Consider the following 25,573-nt stretch of genomic DNA (forward strand, 5'->3'; position numbering starts at 1 on the left):
GCCTGCTAAGATATTCGCATTACACTGCAGATAACAACGTTCTTAAAAGCCGAACTGAGGAATACTATGCTTACCCGTCTGATACTACTTTGTAGCCTGCTGCTGGCCAGTGTCGCTGTTTCAGCCAGTGACGACAGTTACACCTATGCCAACTACCGCCAGGTCACCGTAAGTCACCTGCATCTTGATTTGGACATGAATTTTGAACAGAAAACGTTAAGCGGTTTTGCCGATTTACAACTGAACTGGCTGGTCAGCGATGCAACCGAGCTATATCTGGATACCCGGGATTTAACCATTTCGCGGGTATATGGCAAACAGCAGAATGGCAACTGGCAACCAGTACCGTTTTCGCTGGCAGCCCGTGATGAAGTTCTGGGTAGCAAGTTGACAATAAGCCCTGCTTTTCAGCCACAAAAACTACGTATTCACTACAGCTCTAAACCTCAAGCTTCGGGCTTACAATGGCTGACGCCTGAGCAAACTGCCGGCAAAACCACGCCCTTTATGTTCAGTCAGAACCAGGCCATTCATGCCCGCAGCTGGATCCCAATTCAGGACACGCCGGCTGTGCGGATGAGCTACAGCGCCCGTATTCAGACAACTGACAAAGTACTGGTAGTAATGAGCGCGCCAAACGATCCTGCCACCAACCGCGATGGTGATTACCAGTTTTATATGCCCCAGCCTATTCCGGCGTATTTAATTGCCATTGCTGCCGGCGACTTGCAATTTAAAGCGATGAGCGAGCAAACCGGCGTTTATGCTGAACCTTATATTCTGAATGCCGCTGCAAAAGAATTTGCCAGTACCCAGGCGATGATTGACGCCACTGAGAAACTTTACGGTGAATACCGCTGGGGCCGTTACGATTTATTGATTTTACCCCCAAGCTTTCCGTTTGGTGGTATGGAAAACCCGGTGCTGAGCTTTATTACCCCAACGGTAGTGGCCGGTGATGGCAGCCTGGTGAATCTTATCGCGCATGAGCTGGCGCATTCCTGGTCGGGGAATCTGGTAACCAATGCCACCTGGCGCGACCTGTGGCTAAATGAAGGCTTTACCTCTTATGTTGAAAACCGGATTATGGAGCAGGTGTTTGGTACTGACCGCGCCGTGATGGAGCAAGCATTATCAGTGCAGGCGCTGCAGGATGAGCTTAAAACACTAAGTGCTAACGATAGTATTTTGCACATTGATTTACAGGGGCGCGACCCGGACGATGCGTTCAGTGGTGTACCCTACACCAAAGGCCAGCTATTTTTAATGTTTCTGGAACGGCAATTTGGCCGCGATAAATTCGATCCGTTCGTGCGACGCTACTTCGCCGATCACGCTTTTAAAAGTATTGATACCGCCTCTTTTGTAGAGTATCTGAACCGTAATTTGTTACAAAAATACCCTGATATAGTCTCCCCGGCAGAAGCAGAAACCTGGGTTTATCACAGTGGTTTACCCACCAGCACACCGGCACCGCAATCTGATGCTTTTAACCAGGTACGCCAGCATGCCAGCAACTGGCTTGCCGGCAATATTGAGCTTGCTGCGCTGCCCACCGAAAGCTGGACAGTGCATGAATGGCTGTATTTTATTAATAATTTGCCGCTTAGCATCAGTCAGCCGCAACTTATCAGCCTGGACGCAGCGTTTAACCTGACCGAATCCGCCAACAGCGAAATTGCCCATGCCTGGTACTTGCTGGCACTGAAGACCGGTTATCAGCAAATAATGCCACAACTGGAACAGTACCTGATTAATATTGGCCGGCGTAAACTGATAATTCCACTGTATAAAGAACTGGCTTCGACACCAGCAGGGCTGGCTTTTGCCAGAAAAGTTTATCAGCAGGCAAGGCCAGGTTATCACCCGCTGGCTCAGGGCAGTGTGGATGAACTACTAAACCCATAACTTTGATCTAAAGCCCTGCTGGATCGTATTGAGTGCAGGAGGGCTTACCGACACCAATGATGAAAAAATTGTTTTATGATGGCAGCTGTAAGCTGTGCCAGCGCAAGATCAGTGCCCTGGCGCCCAAACTAACTCCTCACCTGCAACTGGTAGACATTAGTCAGGAGGGCTTTACTGGCTTTGCAGGCGTCAGTAAACGCATGATGATGCAGCAAATTCATCTGTGGGATCAGGATCATTTTATTATTGGCATTGATGCCAGTCTGCACTACTGGCACCTGGCAGGCTATCGAAAACTGGTTGCGTTTCTGCGGCTGGCGCCCTGTTACTGGCTGGCCGGGAAAGCGCATAACTACTGGGCCCGCAGCAGGGCTAACTGTGCTAAAGGTGATTGTACCCTGTGAAACCGCGCCGCGCCGGGCGAAACCGCCCTGTCAGTAAGCAGCTTGATGCTGCCGATAACCAGATTTTACGGCTGCATCAGGCGATGGTCGATAAATTGCTGGCAGACCGCTCCGGCCTGCCCGCTATTTATCAGCGGCTGGAGCAACGCTATCGGGCAGGACAGCTAAGGCATAGCGCCTATATTCACTGGCACAGCATTCTGGATTGTATCGACCAGCCCGAGCTGTTTCAGCGTGAACTACTGGATGACGGGGAGCGGATGCGTAAATTGCGGCGGCGCACTATCCTTACCGGTATACTTACCGAGCAGGAGCGGGTTGCGCTGCTGTATCCTGATGACAAGCCAAACTAAAATGAAGAAAATATGCAACTAATAAAATGCCTGGGTTATGCCGGCCTGTTACCTTTCGCCGTTTTGCCATTGGCCTATCATATGCAGTGGCTGCCAGTGCAGTGGCTGTCGGGCAGCACCCAACTGTTACAGTTGTACCAGTACTATAGCGCGCTTATTCTCGGCTTTATGGCAGGCGTGCTCTGGCCGGTATTGTACCAGCCGGCCGGTAAGCAGTCTGACGCTAACACGCTGGCGCTATTAGCAGTGAGTTTTCCGGTTATCAGTATTATTTGCCTGGCATTGTTGCCTGACTACTTTCTGCCGTTACAAGCGTTATTATTTTTGCTGCTGCGCCTGGCTGAGTTCCACTCTGGAATTAATCAGCGCTACGGTAAAGACTACCGTACCCTGCGTAACGCTCTGACGCTGGTGGTAGTAGTCAGCCATGTAGTTATGTTTGCTCTAATTCAACTGGCTGCAGCATAAATTAGCATAGCTACTGCCGACCTTCGTCACCTAACACCGCCCGCACTTTAGGCTCTAATGAACTTAAGCCGGCAGCGCGGCCAAACTCCAGCGACGCTTCAACCGGTTTACCATTAACTTCATGCGCACCAATGGCCAGTAACGCGCCAACTCTGTTGCCTGACGCACAGTGCACTACTACCTTTTCCTCTCCTTGCAACAGCTGGTACAGCTTTCGGGCATTTTCCGCAGTTACATCGCCCGCCCCGGCAACCGGCAGCGAAATATAGCTAAGGCCCAGTGCTTCTGCTTCAGCCTTTTCATCAAAATTAACCGCCTCACCCGGACCACGCAGGTTGATCACTTTGCTGACACCGGCCGCTTTGAACTTCTGCAAATCTACCTGTGTCGGTTGGCCACCGGTGATCAGATTCTCGGAAGGCTGGTTAAAGTTATCCGGAATATTCGATCCCGCGACACTTTTAGTTTGGAAACCTATTAATAACAGGCCAATGGTAAATAGCGTTAAAACGTGCTTTATCACGCGCATTTTATTCTCCTTAATTATTCTGAAGCATGCTGTAAATATCGCTCTGGTCTTCAGTAAAGCTGCGCATTCTGGCGTAAGTATCATCCAGATCCAGGTGCGCCGCGTGCACCAGCTTTAGCGGGAACTCATCAAAATTTCCTTCGTTAATCTGTTCCCGGTAAACAATCATATAGCGGGCCAGATATAACAATGTTGGATAAGGCAATAGTGCGCCACTGCCGGCAGGTTGTTGTTGCCATAAAATGGCATCGGCAATGTCATTAGGGAATTTCCAGTACTTAGCCAGTTCACTGCCCGCCATGGTGTAGTCAAACCCAAAAAGTTCCAGCTGAGTTTTACGCCGTGGCGCACCGCCCTCTACCTGCTCATCGATAGTTTTTGCCAGCTCGGGTTCCATTATATGAATTAGATACTCACCAATGCCGTGCAGCAAACCACAGGTATAAGCCACTTCGGCGTCTACCTTGTTTAACCTGGCAAGCCACTTGGCTCTGTTGGCCAGCATAAACGAGCGATGCCAGTATGCTTTCAAATCAAAGGTAGCCGGGGCCTTAAAGCTGGATACCAGGCCAATAGACAACACCAGAGTACGTAAAGTATCGCGCCCCAGCACAACCAACGCATCTTTAACTGAGCCAACCTTACGCTGACGACCAAAGTGCACCGAATTGGCCAATCGCAGTACTTTAGCGGTAATGGCCTGATCATTGCTGATGATAGCCGCCAGCTCATCTGTAGACGATTCTTCATCGTGCATGCTGGCTATCAGTTTTTGCAATACTTGTGGAATACTGGGCAGGTTAGTTGCTTGCTCTATCATGTGCTTCATGGCGTTATAATTCCACTACTTAACAGAAAATGCGGGGCTGTACTGAGCTTAATGGCTAGCTGGTCACTTCACAAGTTATCAAGCTACTGAATTTATAGTTAGTGTGGCAATTTTGCACTAAATTTAGCGGCTTTGTGACTTAATCCAGCTTTCAGTAGCAGCAATATCTGCCGGGCGGGCAAACAGATACCCCTGAAAACAGCGACAACCACTTTTTAGCAATAGCTGACGTTGCATCTCGGTTTCAACCCCTTCGGCGACCAACGTCATGCCGTAGGTATCTGCAATACCAATAATAGCGTCAACGATAACCCAATCGCGTGGGTTACCCGAACTGCCACTGCGCACAAAATACTGATCTATTTTTACTTCGTCAAAAGGCAGACGTGATAAATAAGATAATGACGAATAACCGGTGCCGAAGTCATCCATCGAAAACCGCACGCCAAGCTGCTTAATTTGCTCCATTTTTGCGACCGCATCGTCCAGATTGGCCAATACCAGGCTTTCGGTCAGCTCAAGGATCAGTAACTCTGGCGCCAGTTGAAAGTGCTGTAAATAGTGCTGAATAATGCTGACGAACTCGGGTAAATAAAATTGGCGGGCACTGATATTAACTGACATCGTTAACCTGGCGAACTGCGGATCATGCTGCCATTGTTGTAATTGCGCACAGGCTTGCTGCAGCACCCAATCGCCTATTTTTTCGATTTGGCCGTTGGCCTCTGCCAACGGTATAAATTGCGCCGGCGATACTGCTCCCAACTCCGGATGCTGCCAACGTAACAGGGCCTCTACCCCAATTACATCGCCGCTGTCAGCAAGCTGCGGTTGATAATGCAACTGCAACTGGTTGGCCGTAACGGCATTAGCCAATGCTAATTCTAAGGCATAGCGTTGCTGTATTTGCTCTGTCATGGCTGGTGAAAAGCACACCAGGCTATTACCGCCGCTCTTTTTAGCCTGTGACAGTGCAATGTCGGCACGTTTTAACAGCTCAGCAGACGAACCACCAGACTCATCGGCCAGAGCAAAGCCAAACGAGAAGCTACAATGGTAATAATGCTGGTTCAGCTGAAAAGGTTGCTGCAATTGTTGTCTTAATCCGGCACAAATACGTTCAACCTCTGCCATTAGCTGCTGTTCACCGGGTGGTAACTTCGCTAATAACAAAACAAATTCATCACTGCTAATTCGGCCACAACTGCTATTAGCCGGAATAGCCTGGTTCAAACGCCCGGCAACTTGTTTTAACAACTCGTCGCCAGCCTGATGCCCCTGGGTATCGTTCAGGCGTTTAAAATTATCTATATCAACTAATAGCACGCCCGCACAATGCTGTTGCGGGTTAAGTTCATCACAAATTTGTTGCAAGCTTTGCTGGATCCTGCCGCGATTAAGCAAACCGGTAAGGGCGTCGTAGTAAGCTAACTGTCTGATTTGCTGCTCTGCAGCTTTGCGGGCCGATATATCGGTAGTAAAGCCACTCCAGCTAACCCCGGCCTCATCCCGCTGTGGTTGAGCATTCGACAACAACCAGCGGGTCTGGCCGTTTGCCATAATAACCCGGTGTTCATGATGCCAGAGTGTCAGCTGCTCTGCCGACTGGTTAATAGATTGCAATACTGCGGCCTGATCCTCAGGGTGAATGGCATACAGCACTTGCATACCATCCTGACGTGCCTGCTCCGGGCTAACGCCGTAAAGGTCCAGCATGGCGTCACTGGCATATGGAAAGGTAAAACTGCCATCACTATGTAAGCGAAGCTCGTAAACCAAGCCGGGCACCCGGGACGCAATACGCTGCCAGCGCTGATCCAGCTGTTGCACTTTGCTTCTGGCCCGCATACGACTTTGCTGCGCTTCCTGCACCTGCCGGCGCATCAGGACGATCAGCGTTGCTAAAACTAAAATAGACACCGCAACCACCACAGCAATAGTGCCCAGGGTCTGACGGGTCATCACGGCGGCGTCTGGGAGCGGCAAATCAGCCAGTGGCAGGTAAACGGTGGCATGCATTGCAATATAGTGCATGCTGGCAATTGCCAGCCCCATTACCACCGAACTAAGCAAATCCAGTATCAGATTGTGACGAATAACTGGCGCCAGCCAGCGCCGGGTTCCCAGTGCCAGCGTCGCCAGTAGTACCGCGCCAGCGATTGATATGATAAATAATCCTGGCTGATACAACCGCTCAGCATCCATCACCATTGCAGCCATACCGGTATAGTGCATCACCCCAATGCCGGCCCCCATTAACACACCGCCACCAAGAATTTGACCAGCTGAAGATGCTGGCTGAGCAACAACATAAAGTGCGACGCTGGCGGCCAGTATCGCAGGCAGCAAAGACAACAACGTAAGGTTAACCTGATAATCGACATTTACCGGTAATTGCAATGACATCATGCCGGTGAAATGCATAGCCCAAACTCCAAGCCCCATAGCTATAGCACCACTACCCAACCATAAATAACGGGCTGTCTGGTTGGCAGCATGCTGGATCAGGCTTCGATGACTAAAACTGGTATAAGCAGCAAGTACAGCAATTAGCAAAGACAGCACTACCAGCACCACAGTATGATGCCCATGGTAAGCCACACTCAGGTCGGTTTTATCGGTAGTAAAAGCTAAAAATGCCATCCGCTATCCTGCCTGGTTAATTAAAAAGGCACAGGGTATTGTCGCAGAAACCGGCTGATATCGTCGGTTACCGTCTGATTAAGCGTTAAACTAAAGGCCGCAATATTTTGCTGCAGCTGGGCCATGCTGGTTGCTCCGATAATGGTAGAGGTAACACCCTCAACCTGATTAACCCAGGCCAACGCAAGTGCCGCCGGGGCCAGCTGATGGCTGGCTGCCAGCTCGGTAAACGCCGCTACTGCCTGTTCTGACTGCGGTGTATCACGAAACAGACCGTGGCGCTGTAACATGCTCCAGCGGCTGCCAGTTGGCCTGGCCCCCTTAAGGTACTTGCCACTTATCGCACCCGTTACTAAAGGTGACCAGGGCAAATAAGCAATTTGCTCATGCACACATTGTTCAATTAAATACGGCCAGTCTTTAGTGTGTAACAGACTGAATTCATTTTGAATAGATACCATTCGCGGTAGCTTGTGTTGTTTACTCAGTTGCAGGTACTGGCTAATACCCCAGGGGGTTTCATTCGACAGGCCGCAAAAACGGATTTTGCCAGCGGTAACACACTGCTCTAATGCCTGCAATAACCCCAGTATCTGTTCCGTTTGCTGTTCAGCGTCAACATCTGTAAATGTAATACGACCCGGTGCATGCTTACCAAAGTGTGGTGATACCCGGTTTGGCCAGTGCAGCTGATACAGGTCAATATAGTCCGTCTGCAAGCGTTGCAGCGAGCCATCAACGGCCTGAATTAATGTTGCCGGGCTCATGTCACTGCCGTCCCGAATATAATTAAGACCGTTTCCGGCCATCTTCGTAGCCAGTACTATATCAGACCGCTTATGTTGCTGGCGGCTTAACCAGTTGCCTATAATTTTTTCGGTTGCGCCGTACGATTCTGCCGTTGGCGGAACTGAATACATCTCAGCGGTATCAATAAAATTAACGCCCTGTGCCAGAGCGAATGCCAGTTGCTCGTCGGCATCCTGCTGGGTATTCTGCGTGCCCCAGGTCATGGTGCCCAGACAAACCCTTGACACCTTAACGTTGCTACTGCCAAGTATTGAATATTGCATAAATAATCCGTTGTTAAGTCTTCAGCTTACCATTACCAGCACCGGAAAAACCCACGGTCTGAACAAAAATTATGTTGCGAAAAGCTTGCTTAAGGTAATGCTTCCGGCCGGTGCACTTGTTCGGGAGCTACCGCCTGTGCCGCCATTTTTTCCCGCGCTAATTCTTTATCGTCCTGATCCGGGCTGACCCATCCTGCGGCTGTTGCTGCCCCGTATAACACAAGCGGATAAGCATCGGAAAATGATCAGAGCCGATAGCGGGTAAACGATGAATATGCTGCAAAGTAAAATGACTGCTATGGAATAAATGGTCCAGCGGCCAGCGCATAAACGGATAGTCAGCATGAAAACTGTTATACATGCCACGGCCAATCCGTGGATCAAGCAAGCCGCTAACTTTTCTGAACAAACGGGTTGTTTCAGACCAGGCCACGTCATTTAAGTCGCCGGCGACAATAACCGGTGTTGTTACCTGTTTTACACTGGCTGCAACTATCAGCAATTCGGCATCGCGCTCTTCTGAGCTGGCATTTTCTGTGGGGCTGGGCGGTGCCGGATGCAGAAAATGGACAGCAATCCGGCTGCTATCGGATAATTCCACTTCAGCGTGCACAGAAGGAACCCCTTCTTCTACCAGAAACTGCAATGACGGGTTATGTAGTGGCAAGCGCGAATACACATGCATGCCGTATAAATTATCCAGCGGGCATTTCACATTATGCGGATAGTCATCGCTCAACACATCAAGCTGCTGTTGCCACCAGCTATCAGACTCCAGCGTAACCAGAATATCTGGCTGGTGTTGTCTGACTAGATCAATTAGTGCCTGCGAATTGCGGTTAGAAGCCAGTACATTGGCATTTAGTATGGCAATGCAAGGGGTGGCGCCGTCAGCTGCCGCCATTACTTCTTTGCGATGCAATGGTGTGTAAGGCAATATCCACCACAATTGAAAAACCAGGCAGCCAGCACTTATCAATGCCATTGCTGCCTGACTAAACTGACTGAAATCAATTAGCAAAAGCTGAGCGACAAGAATCACCAGGGCCGCCGCAGCCAGTTGCAGCCGGGGAAAATCCAGACCACGAACCCACCAGGCTTTAAAGCGCCATAAAGGCAACAACGTTAACACTGCTAACAGCAGGCTGGCCAGCCACAAACCCGATATCATTACCTAATCCTGTTTAACCTGATATCTTGCCACTTTAGGGGCTTGGCCAGCAAATTGCCAGCATTACCCCAGGGCATACCTGAATAAAAAAGCAAATAAAAACGCCACCGGCTGGTGGCGTTTTGTTTACTGCAAAACCTTACAAGCTTAAATCTTCCACCGGGTAACCCAGCGCTTCAAGCTCTGGCCGGAGTACCGCGGAATCGCCAACAACCACTATCACCATGTTTTTTGGATCAAAATGCTGTTTTGCCAGCTGGTTTATCTCCTGTTTACTGATGTTGGCAATAATGGCATTGCGTTCATCAACAAAGGTTGGCGCCAAATCATGCTCCAGGATCTGCGCCAAGAAGCCCAGTTTGGCATTTGGCGTTTCATATTTTAACGCATCACGCTGATTTAGCGCCCGCCGCATAAACGCCAGTTCAGGATCGGTAACACCTTCAGCACTGAAGCGGTTAAGCTCGTCAATAAACTCTTTAACCGAAGCTGCAGTAGCATCTGCCCGAACAGCAGCTGAAGCAACAAACACGCCGGTATAACTATCAGCATTGAAGCCAGTGCGTGCACCATAGGTGTACCCTTTATCTTCTCGCAGGTTCAGGTTAATCCGGCTGTTAAAGTTACCGCCAATAGTAAAGTTGGCTAACCCGGTTTTAAAATACTCACCGGTAATATCTTCCGATAAGCTACGTTTACCAATCCGGATTTCAGATTGCGGTGAATCATCTTTATGCACCAGATAAATTACTGCACCACGGCTGGTATCCTCAGGTACCTGAACATTCACAGCCGGTGCTTTGCCGGTAAACTGCGTTAGCGGCTTAATAGCCTGCTGCAGCTTATCTTTGGCCAAATCTGACACCACAATTAACTGGCCGCCGTCTGGCTTAAAGTGACTATTATAATAGGCTTTAACATCTTCCAGGCCCAGGTTGGTAACACTGGCCAGGGTGCCACCGCCAGGTTGGCCTAAAATACTGTCACCATACATTAGTTTGCGAAACGCATTGCTGGCCAGGTAACCGGCATTTTTCTCTGACTGCTGAATACCTTGTAATCGTTGCTGTTTCAGGCGGTTAAAATCGTCTTCATTAAACGCCGGCCGCAACATTTTTTCCATCAACAGCTCGATGGTTTTATCCAGGTTTTTGCTCAGACTTAATACGTACAACTGAATATGCTCATCACCGGCACTGATACTGATATAGCTACCCAGCTTTTCCAATTCCAACGCGATCTCTTCGCCGCTGAAGTTTTTGGTATCTTCATTCAGCATGGCGGTTAACATACTGCTTAAACCGGTTTTATCAGGGCTTTCGTAATATAAGCCGCTGTTCAGTTTCAGCAACATCGCCGTAGTTGGCGTTTCATCGCTGGCTGCGCCTAACACGCTAATGCCATTGTCCAGGCTGCTTTGCCAGTACGCCGGTACAGTAACCGCCGGGTTTACTCCGGCTTGCGGCTCAATACTGCGGTCAAAGTTGTCAGTTGCCCGGCGCACCTGTAAATCATCGGCGCTGGTTTGCGACGGGCCACCAAAATCCAGCACTTCCGGGCTGAAGTTATCAGCAGCAGCAATTAAATCCAGCTTGCCACGTGGCACTACCGACATGATCACTGAACCTTTACCTTTGAGATAGGTGTTGTATACACGCATCACATCGTCTTTGGTTACTTTGTTTACCCGGTTTAAATCATTTTGCAGATTGTCCGGGTTGCCGGTCAGAGTTTCGTTAATCGCCAGCTGGCTAACCTTACCCGACACGCTTTGCAGGCCATAAATGGTATTAGCCTCCATTTGTGCTTTAACTTTCAATAAGTCGTCGTCATTGACACCGCGTTGCTCAAACTCGGCCAGACTTTCCCGGATAAGCGCTTCAATATCTGCCAGGTTTTTGCCTGACGCCGGGTGCGGCAGTGCCAGTAAATTAAAAGTACAGGCCAGCTCAGCACAAGGATGATTAACATTAGCCTGCACTGCTACCTGAGTTTTCACCAGGTTTTTATAAAAAATGGAGTTTTTGCCACCACCAAGGATCTCTGCCAGCACATCCAGTGCAGCTTCGTCTTCATGACGCAGATAGACCGTAGGGTAAGACATATAAATCAGAGGTAAATGAACATTATCTTCCATTGAAATATAACGATCACTGTCCAGCGATACCGGTTGTTTTGGCGCTGCGGTAACTTCCGGGCCACGGGGAATTGAACCAAAATACTGCTTAACCAGTGGCAATACTTCATTTGCAGTAACTGCGCCACCTATGGTCACAGTCGCGTTGTTCGGACCGTACCAGCGCAGGAAAAACGCTTTTACATCATTAACATTGGCCCGGTTTAAATCATCCATGTAGCCAATTACCGGCCATGAATAAGGGTGGCCAACTGGATACAAGGCCTGAGAAACCCGCTCGCCCAACCGGCCATAAGGACGGTTGTCGACGCGCTGACCGCGCTCGTTTTTCACCGTTTCACGTTGTACTTCAAATTTTTGTTCCGTTACCGCATCCAGTAGAAAACCCATCCGGTCTGCTTCTAACCACAGCATTTTTTCCAGCTGATTAGAGGGTACTGTCTGGAAATAATTGGTACGGTCAGAGTTAGTGGTGCCGTTTAAGGTACCGCCGGCTTCGGTAACAATCCGGAAATGCTCTTCATCACCGACGTTTTCTGAGCCCTGAAACATCATATGCTCAAAAAAGTGAGCAAAACCAGACTTACCAAGCTCTTCCCGGGCAGAACCAACATGATAAGTCACATCAACATGGACCAGCGGATCGGAGTGATCTTCATGCACAATAACGGTTAAGCCGTTATCCAGCTCGTATTTTTTGTATGGTACTGACACTCCGTTTTTTTGCTGGGTATGTTCAGTTATCAGCTTTACGCCCTGTGGCAGTTGTGGTGCAGCTGGTTGATTACTACAGGCAGTAATAGCCGCTATCAGGCCCATTGCCAGTACAATTTTTGATAATTTCAATGCGTGATCTCCAGATTTTTTCTTGTTGTCATTCTATTTACAAGCTCATGTTATGTGTTAAGACCTCCGGAGTCATCAGCCCGGTAATATTTTGAAACACTTTAGTGACAATTTGCGGCCAATGGCATTATTTTGCGGATTGAAGTTGCTGCGCAAGCCAGCTATACGCCAGTTGCTGCTGCTCAGCATTAAATTCGTGTCCAAGTTGCGGCCACAGTTTTGTGCTCAGCGCCTCAGGGGCAGCGTATGCCTGCCATACTTCCGCCATTCGCTGATAGGCATCGGTAACTCCGGCAGCGGGCATCAGTTTGTCTTTGCCACCATTAATAAACAACATGGCTTTGGGGGCTGCCAGGCTGGCCACATCAGGAATATCCAGCTGGCCGGCCAAACCAGGATGCAACATATAAAACGCTGACTGACCGCTTAAGATATTATTGCCCGGCACCAGCAAGTGCTGATAACGATTGAGCCAGGCTACCGCCACCGCAGCTTTAATATCGTCGGTTAATGCCGCCAGCTGCCAGGCCCGGAATGCTCCCATTGAAAAGCCCAGGGCCGACACCCGCATATTGTCGACGGCTGGCAATTGCCGGATAAAGTGCACCAATTGCAGATCTTCGTAGGCCGCCATGCCTGCCAGTGAGCGGCCCATCAAAAAAAAGTTACTGGCGAGCGCCTGTTGCTGACTAAACTCCATTGGCCCGCGATCGCTCCAGCCCAGGGTATCGGCAGCCACCACCAGATAGCCCTGCTTCGCCAGCTCATCACCAATAAAGTTGCCGGAAAAATAGCGCTCACTCCACTGGAGCGCCCTGGCCAGCTTTGGGTCATCAGCAAAGGGTCGGATCATCTTTTCTTTGCCAATATCAAAACGGGCGCCATGATCATGCAGCAGCAACACCGCAGGTAAAGGCTCACTTAGGGCCGGGCGCAGCAGCAACAGCTTAATCCGGCTATAGCTGGTTAGTTGCACCGACCATAATTCGGCCTGATACCCTTGCCGTTGCTCGGTTTTTTCCAGCATTGGCGCAAAGTCTGTCTCCTCAGCGGGCCATAACAGACTCTTTCGCAATAGCTCACGGCCATTTGCCCGCCACAGCGCTGGTGTCGCAAAGTTGCCAGCTGCCCAACTGGCCGGGTAATCTTGCTGTTGCTGTAACTGCTGATAAAAATCCGGCAACGGGCTGTCTTTCATTACCGACCCTGCCAACGCCAACGCGCTCAGCGTCGCTGCAAGCAGGCCAGAAAACAGAGTAATTAAACGCATATTGTTCTGATCCTGTTGGTGGTTAATAGCCAGTAGGCATTTAATCCACGTTATCCCAGCTTTTAACGGGGATATAGCAATAACCCATTATTAATTCCATATATGAAGCAACCACCGGGAAATTTTTCAATTCACTTGAAGCGATAACACCAAGTGCTTAGCTTAACCACTTCAACGTGGAGTGTTATATGTCGTTATTCAGCCAGTTGCTAGTGTCTTGTTTCCTGCTCGTTGCTGCCAGCACTGCCACTGCCGATTCCTGGAACGATTACTACCGGCAATCTGCACAGGTGCTGGCCGCTGATCAAGCTGCTATCAATGCAGAGCTGGCCGCCCTGAATGAAACTGAAGTCAGGCTGCCGGCAGCATCCCGCCGCTTTGGTTTTGATACTGATGCTCCTGCCAGCTGGTACCATACTGATGCGGGGAAAGTTGTACTGAGCAGTATTCTGAGTCTGCAAACCCCGTCAGGCGGCTGGTCAAAACGCACCGATATGAGCCAGCCGCGCCAGCCCGGCCAGCACTTCGGGGTTGAACCAAACTATGTACCTACTTTCGATAACAGCGCAACCACTACGCAGTTAAGAGTATTGGCCCGGGCGTTCACAGCGACTGGTAGGGCAGAATACGCCGAGGCCTTCTATCGCGGATTACAGTTAATTTTTAAAGCACAATACCCTAATGGTGGCTGGCCACAAACCTACCCACTACGTGGGGATTATCATGACCATATCACCCTGAATGACGGCGTTATGGCCGACATTTTGAACCTGCTGCTGGATATCAGCCTGCAGACCGGCGATTTCGCCTTTGTCAGCCCGCAGATGAAACAACGTAGTCAGCTGCACTTTAACCGCGGCGTTGCCCTGTTGCTTAAATTACAGGTTCATACCGCTGACCGCCTCACTATCTGGGCCGGCCAGTACCACCATCGAACTCTGGCACCGGCTGCTGCCCGAGCCTATGAAATGGTCGCACTGGCCAGTTCTGAAAGTGCCGCTATTACCGAACTGCTAATGCGGATAGTTAACCCCGAACCAGCGGTTGTCAATGCCGTAACCCAGGCGGCCAACTGGTTCTTGCAACACCAGTTGGCCAATCTGTACTGGCATCCGGTTGACCGGGTATTAGTGGCTAAACCCGGCAGCCACCGGATCTGGCCACGGTTTGCCGAAATTGGCAGTAATAAGGCGCTGTTTGCTGATCGCGACGGTAAAATACTGTACGACGTGCACCAGGTCTCACTGGAACGCCGTCAGGGCTACGCCTGGTATACCGCCACCCCTGAGCAGACTTTGCAACTGTATCAACAATGGCAAATTGCGCACTGAACCTTCACCTGAACCTTAACCTGAATGTAAATTTTATTCCGCTTTACTTGGTTAAAAACCAACCAGCCTGCTACGCTTAGCCAGACAATGCTAAGCTGCTAAATTATATTTAGTTTATATAGAAAGCTTCAGGTCAGTTAAGTACCAGCCATTACATCAATTCAGGGTCAGGGAGACAAGCGTGAGAGTAGTAATGCGGTTTTTATCGGAGTTACGCCGGCGTAAAGTTATTCAAACCCTTATCCCTTTTCTGGGCGTTATCTGGCTTCTCCTGCAAATTATTGCCGTGGTTACCCCGCTGCTAAATTTAAGCCCCTTTGTTGCCACCAGCCTGACGATTTTCCTGTTTGCCTGCTTTCCTGTGGTGTTTTACCTGGCCTGGTATTTTGATATTACCCCCCAGGGCATAAAAGTTACTGAAGTAGACTACAGCGAACACCCGAAGCCACTGGGCTTTAAATGGTGGCTGGGTTTAAGCGTGGTAATAGTTGGCTCGTTAATGCTGGGCCTGCATTATTTCGACAATGCCCGCACCGACTATGCCAAACGCAATGAAGGCCTGGTAAACAGCGTAAAGGCCAGTTCTATTGCTGTACTGCCATTTCGGGACCAAAGCCCGGATAGTGATCAGCAGTATCTGGCGGCCGGTATTACCGAAGAGCTGGCAACGATACTTGGCCAGGTTGACGGTTTACAGGTGGCATCTGCCAGTGCCGGTTTTAGCCTGGCACGGCAAAACCTGTTGCCGGTTGATATTGCCAGACGGCTTAAAGTAGATACTTTACTCAGTGGCAGTATTCATAAAATTGGTAATCAAATCCGGTTGCGGGTAGAGCTGATTAATGCCGAGGATGGCATGACCTTATGGAGCCAGAGCTTTTCGCGGGAACTGAGTGATATTTTTGCGGTAGAAACCGAAATCGCCCGCGCTGTTGCTAACCTGCTGCAACAGCGCTATTTAGAAGCAGGCAGCCTGACCAGCCTTAACAGCACCAGCAGTACCGATGCCTATTTAATGTACCTGCGCGGTCGCGAGCAGTACCGCCTACAAACTACGGAATCAATAAAAGAAGCACGCCGTTTATTTGAACAGGCTCTGGCGCTCGACCCCGAATATGCCATGGCTTATGTCGCACTGGCCGATACCATTATTTTACTGGCTGAAGGCAGCGCCAGTTTTGGCGTTTTAAAAGCCGATATTGCTGCGACTTTAGCAGAGCAACATTTAGCCAAAGCGCTGGTGCGGGCGCCCGAACTGGCCGAAGCCCATGCAGTGCGCGGCTTATTGCTGTTTTATTTACAGAGTAACTACGATGCGGCGCTGCCGGCATTGGATAAAGCGCTTAGCCTGAACCCTAACTTAGCTCAGGTGCATTTGTGGCGTTTTGCAGCGCTGGAGCAACTGGGCCGCAGCCAGGATGCCTGGCAAGCGCTGCAGCAGGCGCACCGGCTGGACCCTATTGCTATAACTCACCAGTACAACCTGGCGTTTAAACTTGCCGAGCGAGGGGAGCTAACCCTTGCAGAACAACAATACCGACAGTTAATTGCAGATTTTCCCGACTCGCCCATGGGTTATGCCGGCCTGGCCGACCTTTATACTCAAACTGGTGAGCTGGCAGATAGTCTGGATTACTGGCAGCAGGCGTATCGCTTATCGCCGGAAAATAACAATTTTCAAGTCAACCTAATCAGTACCATGTTGGAATTACAGCTATTAGATAAAGTGGAACAATTAACTTCAGACAAACATTACGAGGCTACATTGTTATTGCGTCGCGGAAGATATAACGAATTAATTGAATTAATGACTTTTCAGTTGGCGGCGAACCCGGAAGATCCTTGGGTAGCCTTTGAAGCTGGCTGGTATCAGTTATTAGTCGGTGATAAAGCCCAGGGTATTGAGCTGCTGCTGCAGGCGCATCAGTATTTTCAGCCAGCTGATTTACTGAGTTTGCCAATGTGCAGCCCGGCGCTGGAAATTGCCTGGGCGTATAAGCAGCGCCAGCAAGCTGAAGCCGCGGCCAAACTTATTCGGCAATGCACGGATACCCTACCGCCAGCTGGTCCCACGGGTTATCAGGATATTTACCGCCGTTACCTGAATGCCCGGCTGGCAGCTTTGCAAAACCGGCCGGAACAGGCATTAACCGAGCTGAGCGCAGCAGTAAACCAGGGCTGGCGCCAATGGTGGAGCCAGCACGACCCGTTGTTGGCACCGATAGCTGATACGACGGAAGCCGAAGCGTTATTCAGCACCATTGAGCAGGCATTGCAGGTGCAACGGGCTAAAGCGGTGGCTAAGCTGCAAAACACATTAAATAACCCGCCTGACTAGCTTCAGTTTTCATTAAAGCCGCCCTGCCCGGCGATACAGCAATAATAACAGCAACGAAAACAAACCAAAGGTTGCCGGTTCAGATACCGCCAGCGGCAGCACCACAAACCGCTCAGGATCACTTGTTACCCGCCAGCTATCACCAAAACTGCTACCAAAACGAAAGCAACCTCCCAGCTCCGGAATACAGGCTGGCTCGCTGATAAAGGTATCAATATTATAAAATACGAACCCCTCGGGGGCGGTCATATCCAGGCTGGCTGTCAGCGAATATTCACCCGGCAGTAAATCGGCTGGCATGGCGGCGTTCATATAAATTTCGCGCCGGGTTTGCCAGGCTACCCCCTCTTCTACAGCCGTATCAGCCCCACCAAATACCCAGGAGTCAGTGCCATTACTGATAGTCCAGCTTAATAGCGACTGCGCGTCGGCAAAAAAACTCTGGGTATAACCAAACAGATCTAACATTTCACCCTGATAAAACTGCCAGTAGCAGGGTTCACCTTCAAAGGGGGTATTGCCATCCAGATAAACAATACAGTCTTCCTCCGGCACCGCTGAAATATAATACTCACCGGGGCCTCTGCTTGCTTGCGGCACCCCGGCGGCATAATATTCTTCCCGTAATAAACCAACTACCAGCTCACTTTCCGGTACCATAACCACCCAGGTCGGAAAACTAATCGAAATACTGCCTTTACCGCCATTACGAATTAAAGCGGCTTCGGCTACTGCGCTATACACTAATAAAAATACCTGACTAAACGCCAGGGTAAGAAATAACAATACTGCCTTAACATTTTTCATATTTAACTCCTTGTTAAATACAGTGACGACGCTAAGTGCTAGCGGCTCAGTTTAAACACAGCGGCATCGACGCTGCGCTGCATCACCACCTGCAGTAACACGGTTTGATGCGGCGTAAACAGCCAGTCGATTTCATCGGGCTCCAGCTTGATACCGGCGGTAGCGCTGACGGCGACACTGGCATAGCCCACCGGCTGGCGCGGTGGTTTATAATGCGGCTCGGCATTAAAGCTCAGATACAACTGATTTAGCTGATAGCGCTGGCGCAATTCGTTCAGGCTGGTCAGATTAAAATACAACGCCCGATTAGCGCTGTTGTCACTATAAGCATGCACACTACATAAAAACTGCTGATATAGCTGCTGCTCAAACTTCTCATCTTTTTTACCGGTGCGGTAAAACTCAACAAAATAATCCTGCACATTGTTGGCCAGGTGATCAGTCAACTGACACACCACCTGAGAGCGCTGCGGGCTTTTGCCAATCACAGTCGGGTCCAGCGCATTGATTTGTTGCTGCCAGTTAAAACTGACAGCCAGCGGCAAATAATCCGCATCTTCTACCTGCAGGGCTTTCTCTAAAATAGTCCGGGTAAGCGGGTTTTTCGGCCCTTTATCTTTAAATACCAGAGTACCGTGGTTTTCGTTATCCAAAATCGCCAGCGCAATATCGCCTTTACTGCGGCTGTACTGCAAGCTACCAGGCAGAACACATTGTTGCTCATCCAGTGCCACGGTGATCCGGCTGCAATTTAAATTAGCGCCGCTGATCCGCACGGTGCCATCAGAACCGTCCTCATTGGCAATAGCACTAACCCCAGAATAACCGGTATTACCAATCATTACCGTGGCCAGAATTTTACCGGCGCCGTACCAGTTCTCTTTTGCAAACAAATCGTTCAGTGCCAGCTGCTGAGTATAAGGCGAAGCCAGTTCCAGCCCTTTCAGAATTTGGGTACCGGTTTGAAAGCCCGGCTGGCCCCAGCCTTTTACCGCCCGGCCAAAAAAGCTGCGGCCCTTATGGGCTAGATGCGAGCCAAAGTTGGCGGGCGCCATCATCACAAAGCGTTTAACCGGGTTGTGGCTGGCATTGTAAAACTGGGTAAGCCATTGCCTTGCAACTAATGAACCGGTGCTATGTACTACCAGATCAACGCTGCGATCGCCGGTCGGCAGGCCCATTTCATGCCAGGCCCTTTGCATGGCGGTGGCTAAATCGGTGTAGGTAACATCGTCGTGCATTGACAACCAGTCGCCCAGATGCAAATGCACGGTCTTTTTGTTGGGGAGTTGTTTAATAAATTTACTAATAGTGGCAAAAGAGCGACTGTTGTCGCTCCAGCCATGCAGAATAATGACCGGGTTGTCCATTATGTCTTCCTTGTTGCTCACCGGAAAACCAGACATCACCCGCTTAGCAGCAGATCTTGGCTACATTTTAAAAACCAGATTAGTATAGCAGGCTTTGCTAATAGCCTTTACTTTTCAAAAATTCCAGCGCTGCAACAATGGCGGTTACCTGCGCCACAATGCATTGCTCCGGGCTGGCATGGGGGCTGTCGGGGTAAACCTCGGTAGTGGTGACATAAGGCGCGTCAGTAATGCCGCCACATAAACCCAGCGATTTTTTCGGGTAGTTTACCACCCCGGGCTGGCTGATAGGCTCACCAATTAAACAACCATCTGCATCTGCCGGCGCAATCTGAGTCACCTTGCTTACGGCAAGGTTAATCGCCTGCTGGAAATCCGCTGCCGGTTTTTCGCTGTCGCCGACTAAATAAAAGCCATCAGGAATATCCCAGTTGGTGTTTACTTCGCCATCACGCGCCGCTTTTGCAGGCCGGAATTCACTGTTATCCGAGTCCGTGGTTTCATGTAAATCTATATGGGCCAGCACCGGCAAACTTAACTGCAGCAAAAAGTTAACTACTGCAGCCGATTCCGCTACCGGGCTGTCAGCTGTAAAATTGCGATTAGGATCAAGCGCCTGTGGGTTCCAGCGATTAATTGTTTCGTAGCCCCAGGGGCTGATACAGGGCAGTAAAATAAGATTAAAATGGTCGCTGTAATTCGCCGCTTCGGTTTGTAAAAAACGAATGGCGCCCTGCACACCGCTGGTTTCATAACCATGCACGCCCCCGGTAACCAATACCGTCACTTTATCAACCGCTAAACCATTACTGAAGGCATACAGCGGGTAACTTTCTGCGCCATACTGACGATAATCCAGCTCGCCATATTGCTGGCGGGTAAAGCCTGGTGCAACCTGCTCTAAGCGGCTCAGCACCTGTTGCTGATAGCTACGCTGGATCTGCTGCCGGGCCAGCCACTGAGCGTTTTCTGCCGGCCCCCACGGTTGTCCTGCTACGCCAATATCGTATTCCTGACTTGCCGTCATACTGTGCTCTCCTTTTTAACCAGGGCGTTACGCTATCGCGTTTTGTCTTTCCAGGCAATTTGCCTTCGCTTATTTCCCATCGCTTTACGTTTAGTTGCGTGCAGCGCTCAGGCCAGTAAACGGGCTATGTTCTAATTTGTCGAACAAACCTGCCAGTATTATCAGATAGCCGCCAGCGGCGCAGTTGGCTACAGTAAAGGTTAATTTAGGTATAAACAGGAGGCTGGCATGGGTTTACTGGTTGAAGGTAAATGGCAGGACAAATGGTACGACACTGACAGCAACGACGGTGAGTTTAAACGGGAAAGTGCCCAACTGCGTAACTGGGTAACCAGTGACGGCAGCGCCGGCCCAACGGGCAAGGCCGGCTTTAAAGCGGAGAAAGACCGCTATCATTTGTATGTGTCTCTGGCCTGCCCCTGGGCACATCGCACCCTGATTTTTCTGCGACTAAAACAACTGACAGAGTATATCAGCGTATCCGTAGTCAGCCCCGACATGCTGGAGCACGGCTGGGAGTTTGACACCAGCAACCACAGTACAGGTGATAAGCTGTTTGGTTACGACTATCTGCACCAGGTATATACCCGCCATCAGCAAGACTATACAGGCCGGGTTACTGTGCCAGTGCTGTGGGACAAACAGCAAAATTGTATTGTCAGCAACGAGTCTGCCGATATAATCCGGATGCTAAATTCTGCCTTTAACGCGCTTACCGGGAACCACGACGACTTTTATCCGGCCGATTTACAGCCGAAAATCAATGAGATTAACGAGCTGGTTTACAATAACATTAACAACGGGGTTTACCGCTGTGGCTTTGCCACCAGCCAAAAGGCTTACGAACAGGCTTACCAGCAATTGTTCGATGCCCTTGAGCAGGTCGAATCTGTTTTGGCAAGCAACCGCTATTTAACCGGCTCATTAATTACTGAAGCTGACTGGCGGCTGTTTACCACCCTAATCCGCTTCGATGCTGTGTACCATGGCCACTTTAAGTGCAATAAGCAACGACTGGCCGATTACCCGAACCTGTCGGGCTTTACCCGTGAACTTTATCAGTGGCCGGGCGTGGCTGAAACCGTCAACTTTTATCATATAAAACGCCACTATTATTACAGCCATACCATGATAAATCCAAGCCAGGTGGTACCTGCCGGGCCACAGGTGGATTATCTGGCGGCACACCAGCGGGCGGGCTGACAATCGCAGCCTGTTCTGGCCAGATGATTAGAAAAGACAAACGAACCGACTATACTCAGAGGAATTATATTGTTGAAACTTGCTATTAATTAGCGTGGAGCAAAATGCCAACCGCCTTATTGCAAACCTTTGCCAGCAAGCTGACACTGCATTTGCTGCTGTGCACCCTGTTGCTGCTTGCCAGCGACAACAGGGTGCAGGCGAAGGCCCTGCGGATCGCTGTACCTGATTATCCACCCTATACCTACGTGCAGGATAAACAACTAACCGGAGAGGGGTTTCAGGCGTTTGACAGCATTATGGCTGAACTGGATGTTGAATACCGCGCTGAAATAGTCCCCCATTTTGGTCGCTCCATCCTTGATATGGAAAATAACCAACTGGATGCCATGTTACTGGCAACCGAGAGCCCCGAGCGAAGCCATCTGGCAGAATACTCTGAACCGTTGTTTTTTACCGACTGGGCCTGGGTGTGGCTGACAAAGCGAGAAGATATCAATCCGGAAAATGAGCATTTTAAAGAGATTGCTGTTGTCTCAGCCCAGAAAAATAGCAATATTTACCGCTGGTTAGCATTACAGGATTATCAAATCACTCCCGGAACCAGTGATGTCAGGGATTTGTTTAACCTGCTTGACCACGGCAGGGTTGACGCCATCATGCTACCGGCTTTAACGGCGACCACACTAATTAATAACAACCAGCGTGACACAAAACAGTACAAGATCCGTAAGCATATCCAACTGCCCTATGGCATATACGTCAGCAAAGCTTATCTCGTCAATCATCCGGATTTTATGCAGAAATTAAATCAGGCTATCAAAAAATATAACGACGAAATAAAACAACCGGTTGCCAGAAAAACTGAAGTCGCCGCACCAAAAAACTAAAAACCGGAGCCGGGCTGTTTTAAAAATTCCAGCTCCCCGGGTGTTGAGGTCCGGCCGAGAATGGCATTTCTGTGTGGATAGCGGCCAAAGCGCTCAATAATCACCTTATGTTTTAATTCAAACTGATAATTCGTATCCGGAGCATAATCTTTATACAATGCTTCTGCCAGTTGATGAATGGCAAGTGACTCACTATGCATATAAGGCAACAGTAAAAAGCTGCGCTCGTCAGGGGTAAGTTGCGCTAAAGCACCTGAGCTTACCGCTTCCTGTGCCAGCACCAGTGCCATTGGATCCTGCGCGAATGCCATCGGTTTATCCCGGTATATATTGCGGGAAAACTGGTCCAGCACAATTATTTCGGCCAGCCTGCCTTTTACGTCTTTACGCCATTGATAAAGCTCGCCCCGCGCCGCTTGTTGCAACACATCACCAAAGCGACGTGCAATTAACTGATCAAAGTTACTATCTTTTGCCCACCACTGGCTGGGCTTAATTTCGCTGAACCAAAAATCTAACACCTGCTGATACATTATTATCCCCGTTTATCTGTCTGTTCTATTCCTAATTGCAATATATGCCGTTGCAACTGCGGATAGAACTGTAAAAAGTCGTGCTCCAGTGCAGTATAGCGTGGCATGATTTCGGTGATAATTCCGCTGAAATTATTAGCAAAGCGGATCCGGCCGGCAATATGATCCAACGCCTGGCCAAGCTGCGGTAACTGCTGGTAGCTGGCAAACCAGTCGTAACGGCTTACCCGTTGCATAGTATCACGCATGGTTGCTGGCATCAGCGGCATGGCGCCATTAAGTTGTCCGTATAACTGAGCTTTATAATCCTCAAATGGCTGCGGGTAAAATTGCTGCCAGTGTCGGATTAAAAAGTGGTCAAACAACACGTCCAGCGCTACCGCAGCAAACCGCCGGCGCATTGGTGAAAACTCAGCTTTGGCAGCCTTAACAATGGGATGCGTGTCGGTGTAACGGTCTGTCGCCCGATGGTTGTAAAGGCCTGCTCTAACTGCCGGATGCAAATTATCGACATTGACCCCTTTACAGAAATCACCCAGCAGATTACCCACCAGTGAGTAGCGGGTTGGCTGGGCCAGCGCGGCATGGGCCAGATAATTCAACACTTTCTCCTGCTATAAGGAAGCCATCAACAACTAGGCTGTGGTTTCAGCTAATGGTACACTGCCCCGGCAATTTTATTAACCTGCAGAGAGAACAATGCGTGTGCTTATCCGTTTATTTTTTCGTTTAGTCCGGCTCATTTTAACCCCTTTTATGCTGCTGGCAGAATGGCTTACCACGCCAAAAGCACCAGAGCGCAGCGCACAACAGCAAGCTGAGGTTGATGCCGCCTGTCAGCAACTAGCGTTATATCAGTTTTCTGCTTGTCCTTTCTGCATCAAAGTACGTAAAGAAATAGCCCGGCTGGGGCTGAATATTGAAAAACGTAATGCACAGCATAACGCCGCGCATCGCAACGAGCTGCAAACGAAAGGTGGCCGGGTAAAAGTGCCTTGCCTGCGGATTTCTGCCCCGGCGCTACAAAATGAGCCAGAGGCGGAACAAAATGAGCAATGGCTATATGAATCTGACGATATAATCGGCTACCTGCGCCAGCAATTTACTCCCGACACCACAAGCTGATAAACACTATCTGGTCAGGATAATCAACACACCGCTCCAGTCCAGGCCCCGGCTTTTGCCAGCCTGGGGGGCAATTTCCACTCCACAATAAAAACCCAGCAATGGAATTCGGGCATCATTTAACAGGTTTTGTACTTCTCTGGCTTCCTCCAGCCCTGCGATTGGCAGTGCAGCGTCAGTTGCCGGGGCCTGGTCAAATTGGGCAATACGGCCGGCACAATCCATGTAAAGGGCAAATAAAGGTTTCCTGCCATCCTGCTTTATTTTCTGAAGCAAGGCCTCGGTGCTGTTTCTTGCCGATGTTCGGCCCAGGGCAGGACTGCGACGCATTAACTGAATTTGTAATCCCTCATGCATATCAGGTTCAAACAGAATAAGCCCTTCATCATTTGGCAGCACCCCGCTTATCAGCCGGTTACTGTACTCATTATCCATACTTAAATCTGCCGCGGGATCAGCTGGTATCCCCAGACAAAGCTGGCTGACCGGCGAGTTACTGCGCCAGCTGTCACTGCCAAAGGCCTGATCAATGACTTTAACGGCAGGTTTACCATCAAGAGTGTAGAGAAACTGGCCAAATATGCCGGTAATAGTATAACGCTGACTACTTAAAGGTTGACAGCCATGCATCACACCAATGTATGAGCGAATATTGCCACCAAACACCAGGGCACTGGCACTTTGCTGGGTAATACTCTTTCCACAAAATTGCTGGGTATGACTAAAACCGTGATCGCCCAGCAACCCGGCGCCAGCAATGGGCAATGGCTTGGGCAGTTTAAGTTCCAGTCCTCTGAGCAGGGGCGCAGATGGGTTCATAACCGGGGCCGCATTCTCAGAGCCGGAGAATTTTACTGAATCATACAACAGCAACAATAAACTGGCATCTGACATGGTGGGCAGTGTTTCAGCTAACTGTTCGCCGGCTTTAAAGGGGCTGTTAAACAAGCCGGTTGCGACAGCCATCTGGCAGTAGTTATCTTCAAATTTCAGTACTGCAACCGCAGCCGGATGCCCGCTATATGACAGGTGTTGATTGGTAATCACACCAATTGCGGACCCTCCAAAAATATTAACGTCCTGCCCCAATACTTCACGTAACCCCCGGTAAAAAGCCTGATGGTCCATTGTGCCACTGCAAAAAGCCAGCACTAAATCAGCATCATTAAAGACAGCCTGCGCTATTGCATGTTGTGCTGCTTGCTGGCCGGCAATAAATGCATTTTCACAGTTACTGTATCCTAATCCTACTTTCATAATCCCTCATACTGCCGACTAATGCACTCTTCCGTTCTGCTAACGAATATTACACAGTATT

General features: G+C 49.7%; 22 protein-coding genes. 9 read left to right on the forward strand and 13 right to left on the reverse strand.

Annotated features, from left to right (window positions below; translation table 11 throughout):
• Positions 1–66 precede the first annotated feature (66 nt).
• The 4 genes from KQY15_RS06240 to KQY15_RS06255 are packed head-to-tail and all read left to right on the forward strand — an operon-like array spanning position 67 to position 3,133.
• The gene (locus tag KQY15_RS06240; protein ID WP_217668295.1) at positions 67–1,908 is read left to right on the forward strand and encodes a M1 family metallopeptidase; all 1,842 of its coding nucleotides are present in this window, start codon (positions 67–69) and stop codon (positions 1,906–1,908) included.
• Positions 1,909–1,940: 32 nt separating this feature from the next.
• The gene (locus KQY15_RS06245) at positions 1,941–2,312 is read left to right on the forward strand and encodes a thiol-disulfide oxidoreductase DCC family protein (RefSeq protein WP_308160227.1); all 372 of its coding nucleotides are present in this window, start codon (positions 1,941–1,943) and stop codon (positions 2,310–2,312) included.
• Positions 2,309–2,665 (forward strand): hypothetical protein, encoded by a 357-nt coding sequence (locus KQY15_RS06250; protein WP_217668297.1) that lies wholly within the window; start codon positions 2,309–2,311, stop codon positions 2,663–2,665. Before KQY15_RS06245 ends, KQY15_RS06250 begins: the two co-directional genes overlap by 4 nt.
• 12 nt (positions 2,666–2,677) lie before the next feature.
• Positions 2,678–3,133 carry a DUF3429 family protein gene (locus KQY15_RS06255; protein ID WP_217668299.1) on the forward strand — a complete coding sequence of 152 codons (456 nt, stop codon included), beginning with the start codon at positions 2,678–2,680 and terminating at the stop codon, positions 3,131–3,133.
• A gap of 10 nt (positions 3,134–3,143) precedes the next feature.
• Here KQY15_RS06255 and KQY15_RS06260 read toward each other — a convergent pair whose 3' ends face one another.
• The 7 genes from KQY15_RS06260 to KQY15_RS06290 all read right to left on the reverse strand — a co-directional run bounded on the left by KQY15_RS06260 (position 3,144) and on the right by KQY15_RS06290 (position 13,631).
• Positions 3,144–3,662 (reverse strand): protein tyrosine phosphatase family protein, encoded by a 519-nt coding sequence (locus tag KQY15_RS06260; protein ID WP_217668301.1) that lies wholly within the window; start codon positions 3,660–3,662, stop codon positions 3,144–3,146.
• A 10-nt stretch (positions 3,663–3,672) separates the two neighbouring features.
• On the reverse strand, positions 3,673–4,491 hold the full coding sequence (locus tag KQY15_RS06265) for an HDOD domain-containing protein (RefSeq protein ID WP_217668303.1): 819 nt from the start codon (positions 4,489–4,491) through the stop codon (positions 3,673–3,675).
• Positions 4,492–4,614: 123 nt separating this feature from the next.
• Entirely contained in the window at positions 4,615–7,134 is a 2,520-nt protein-coding gene (locus KQY15_RS06270; protein WP_217668305.1) for a bifunctional diguanylate cyclase/phosphodiesterase, read from the reverse strand.
• A 20-nt stretch (positions 7,135–7,154) separates the two neighbouring features.
• The gene (locus KQY15_RS06275; RefSeq protein WP_217668307.1) at positions 7,155–8,207 is read right to left on the reverse strand and encodes an aldo/keto reductase; all 1,053 of its coding nucleotides are present in this window, start codon (positions 8,205–8,207) and stop codon (positions 7,155–7,157) included.
• 157 nt (positions 8,208–8,364) lie between these two features.
• The gene (locus KQY15_RS06280; RefSeq protein WP_217668308.1) at positions 8,365–9,378 is read right to left on the reverse strand and encodes an endonuclease/exonuclease/phosphatase family protein; all 1,014 of its coding nucleotides are present in this window, start codon (positions 9,376–9,378) and stop codon (positions 8,365–8,367) included.
• A 139-nt stretch (positions 9,379–9,517) separates the two neighbouring features.
• Positions 9,518–12,361, reverse strand: a complete 2,844-nt coding sequence (locus KQY15_RS06285) for a M16 family metallopeptidase (RefSeq protein ID WP_217668310.1) — start codon at positions 12,359–12,361, stop codon at positions 9,518–9,520.
• Positions 12,362–12,488: 127 nt separating this feature from the next.
• Positions 12,489–13,631, reverse strand: a complete 1,143-nt coding sequence (locus KQY15_RS06290; protein ID WP_217668312.1) for a dienelactone hydrolase family protein — start codon at positions 13,629–13,631, stop codon at positions 12,489–12,491.
• Between the two features lie 188 nt (positions 13,632–13,819).
• On the opposite strand from KQY15_RS06290, the gene pelA reads away from it, so the two are divergent.
• Both pelA and KQY15_RS19225 read left to right on the forward strand, forming a co-directional pair.
• Positions 13,820–14,962: a pectate lyase gene (gene pelA, locus KQY15_RS06295; RefSeq protein WP_217668314.1), complete on the forward strand. Its 1,143-nt coding sequence runs from the start codon at positions 13,820–13,822 to the stop codon at positions 14,960–14,962.
• A 181-nt stretch (positions 14,963–15,143) separates the two neighbouring features.
• The gene (locus KQY15_RS19225) at positions 15,144–17,300 is read left to right on the forward strand and encodes a tetratricopeptide repeat protein (RefSeq protein WP_217668316.1); all 2,157 of its coding nucleotides are present in this window, start codon (positions 15,144–15,146) and stop codon (positions 17,298–17,300) included.
• A 12-nt stretch (positions 17,301–17,312) separates the two neighbouring features.
• On the opposite strand, the gene KQY15_RS06305 is transcribed toward KQY15_RS19225, so the two are convergent.
• The 3 genes from KQY15_RS06305 to KQY15_RS06315 all read right to left on the reverse strand — a co-directional run bounded on the left by KQY15_RS06305 (position 17,313) and on the right by KQY15_RS06315 (position 20,504).
• Positions 17,313–18,107 (reverse strand): hypothetical protein, encoded by a 795-nt coding sequence (locus tag KQY15_RS06305; RefSeq protein ID WP_217668318.1) that lies wholly within the window; start codon positions 18,105–18,107, stop codon positions 17,313–17,315.
• 38 nt (positions 18,108–18,145) lie between these two features.
• Entirely contained in the window at positions 18,146–19,477 is a 1,332-nt protein-coding gene (locus KQY15_RS06310) for an esterase/lipase family protein (RefSeq protein ID WP_217668320.1), read from the reverse strand.
• 97 nt (positions 19,478–19,574) lie between these two features.
• Positions 19,575–20,504: a M14 family metallopeptidase gene (locus KQY15_RS06315; RefSeq protein WP_217668322.1), complete on the reverse strand. Its 930-nt coding sequence runs from the start codon at positions 20,502–20,504 to the stop codon at positions 19,575–19,577.
• A gap of 228 nt (positions 20,505–20,732) precedes the next feature.
• Here KQY15_RS06315 and KQY15_RS06320 point away from each other — a divergent pair, with 228 nt between their 5' ends.
• Positions 20,733–21,707: a glutathione S-transferase family protein gene (locus tag KQY15_RS06320; RefSeq protein WP_217668324.1), complete on the forward strand. Its 975-nt coding sequence runs from the start codon at positions 20,733–20,735 to the stop codon at positions 21,705–21,707.
• Between the two features lie 104 nt (positions 21,708–21,811).
• Entirely contained in the window at positions 21,812–22,597 is a 786-nt protein-coding gene (locus tag KQY15_RS06325; protein WP_217668326.1) for a substrate-binding periplasmic protein, read from the forward strand.
• Here the strand turns inward: KQY15_RS06325 and KQY15_RS06330 are convergent.
• On the reverse strand, positions 22,594–23,130 hold the full coding sequence (locus KQY15_RS06330; RefSeq protein WP_217668328.1) for a DUF924 family protein: 537 nt from the start codon (positions 23,128–23,130) through the stop codon (positions 22,594–22,596). The genes KQY15_RS06325 and KQY15_RS06330 overlap by 4 nt on opposite strands.
• Positions 23,131–23,132: 2 nt before the next feature.
• Positions 23,133–23,732: an acyl carrier protein phosphodiesterase gene (locus tag KQY15_RS06335; protein ID WP_217668330.1), complete on the reverse strand. Its 600-nt coding sequence runs from the start codon at positions 23,730–23,732 to the stop codon at positions 23,133–23,135.
• A gap of 97 nt (positions 23,733–23,829) precedes the next feature.
• Between KQY15_RS06335 and KQY15_RS06340 the strand changes: the two genes are divergently transcribed.
• On the forward strand, positions 23,830–24,255 hold the full coding sequence (locus tag KQY15_RS06340; protein ID WP_217668332.1) for a glutaredoxin family protein: 426 nt from the start codon (positions 23,830–23,832) through the stop codon (positions 24,253–24,255).
• A gap of 6 nt (positions 24,256–24,261) precedes the next feature.
• Here the strand turns inward: KQY15_RS06340 and KQY15_RS06345 are convergent, their stop codons facing one another.
• The gene (locus KQY15_RS06345) at positions 24,262–25,512 is read right to left on the reverse strand and encodes an FIST signal transduction protein (RefSeq protein ID WP_217668334.1); all 1,251 of its coding nucleotides are present in this window, start codon (positions 25,510–25,512) and stop codon (positions 24,262–24,264) included.
• Positions 25,513–25,573: the final 61 nt, after the last annotated feature.

Source organism: Arsukibacterium indicum (assembly GCF_019100565.1).
Lineage (GTDB): Bacteria > Pseudomonadota > Gammaproteobacteria > Enterobacterales > Alteromonadaceae > Alishewanella > Alishewanella indicum.

What these genes read in the sequence shown, in the direction of transcription:
- KQY15_RS06240 (WP_217668295.1), top strand. Translation starts at nt 67, where the DNA reads ATGCTTACCCGTCTGATACTACTTTGTAGCCTGCTGCTGGCCAGTGTC.
- KQY15_RS06255 (WP_217668299.1), top strand. Translation starts at nt 2,678, where the DNA reads ATGCAACTAATAAAATGCCTGGGTTATGCCGGCCTGTTACCTTTCGCC.
- KQY15_RS06260 (WP_217668301.1), bottom strand. Translation starts at nt 3,662, where the DNA reads ATGCGCGTGATAAAGCACGTTTTAACGCTATTTACCATTGGCCTGTTA.
- KQY15_RS06265 (WP_217668303.1), bottom strand. Translation starts at nt 4,491, where the DNA reads ATGAAGCACATGATAGAGCAAGCAACTAACCTGCCCAGTATTCCACAA.
- KQY15_RS06270 (WP_217668305.1), bottom strand. Translation starts at nt 7,134, where the DNA reads ATGGCATTTTTAGCTTTTACTACCGATAAAACCGACCTGAGTGTGGCT.
- KQY15_RS06275 (WP_217668307.1), bottom strand. Translation starts at nt 8,207, where the DNA reads ATGCAATATTCAATACTTGGCAGTAGCAACGTTAAGGTGTCAAGGGTT.
- KQY15_RS06280 (WP_217668308.1), bottom strand. Translation starts at nt 9,378, where the DNA reads ATGATATCGGGTTTGTGGCTGGCCAGCCTGCTGTTAGCAGTGTTAACG.
- KQY15_RS06290 (WP_217668312.1), bottom strand. Translation starts at nt 13,631, where the DNA reads ATGCGTTTAATTACTCTGTTTTCTGGCCTGCTTGCAGCGACGCTGAGC.
- pelA (WP_217668314.1), top strand. Translation starts at nt 13,820, where the DNA reads ATGTCGTTATTCAGCCAGTTGCTAGTGTCTTGTTTCCTGCTCGTTGCT.
- KQY15_RS06305 (WP_217668318.1), bottom strand. Translation starts at nt 18,107, where the DNA reads ATGAAAAATGTTAAGGCAGTATTGTTATTTCTTACCCTGGCGTTTAGT.
- KQY15_RS06310 (WP_217668320.1), bottom strand. Translation starts at nt 19,477, where the DNA reads ATGGACAACCCGGTCATTATTCTGCATGGCTGGAGCGACAACAGTCGC.
- KQY15_RS06315 (WP_217668322.1), bottom strand. Translation starts at nt 20,504, where the DNA reads ATGACGGCAAGTCAGGAATACGATATTGGCGTAGCAGGACAACCGTGG.
- KQY15_RS06320 (WP_217668324.1), top strand. Translation starts at nt 20,733, where the DNA reads ATGGGTTTACTGGTTGAAGGTAAATGGCAGGACAAATGGTACGACACT.
- KQY15_RS06325 (WP_217668326.1), top strand. Translation starts at nt 21,812, where the DNA reads ATGCCAACCGCCTTATTGCAAACCTTTGCCAGCAAGCTGACACTGCAT.
- KQY15_RS06330 (WP_217668328.1), bottom strand. Translation starts at nt 23,130, where the DNA reads ATGTATCAGCAGGTGTTAGATTTTTGGTTCAGCGAAATTAAGCCCAGC.
- KQY15_RS06340 (WP_217668332.1), top strand. Translation starts at nt 23,830, where the DNA reads ATGCGTGTGCTTATCCGTTTATTTTTTCGTTTAGTCCGGCTCATTTTA.
- KQY15_RS06345 (WP_217668334.1), bottom strand. Translation starts at nt 25,512, where the DNA reads ATGAAAGTAGGATTAGGATACAGTAACTGTGAAAATGCATTTATTGCC.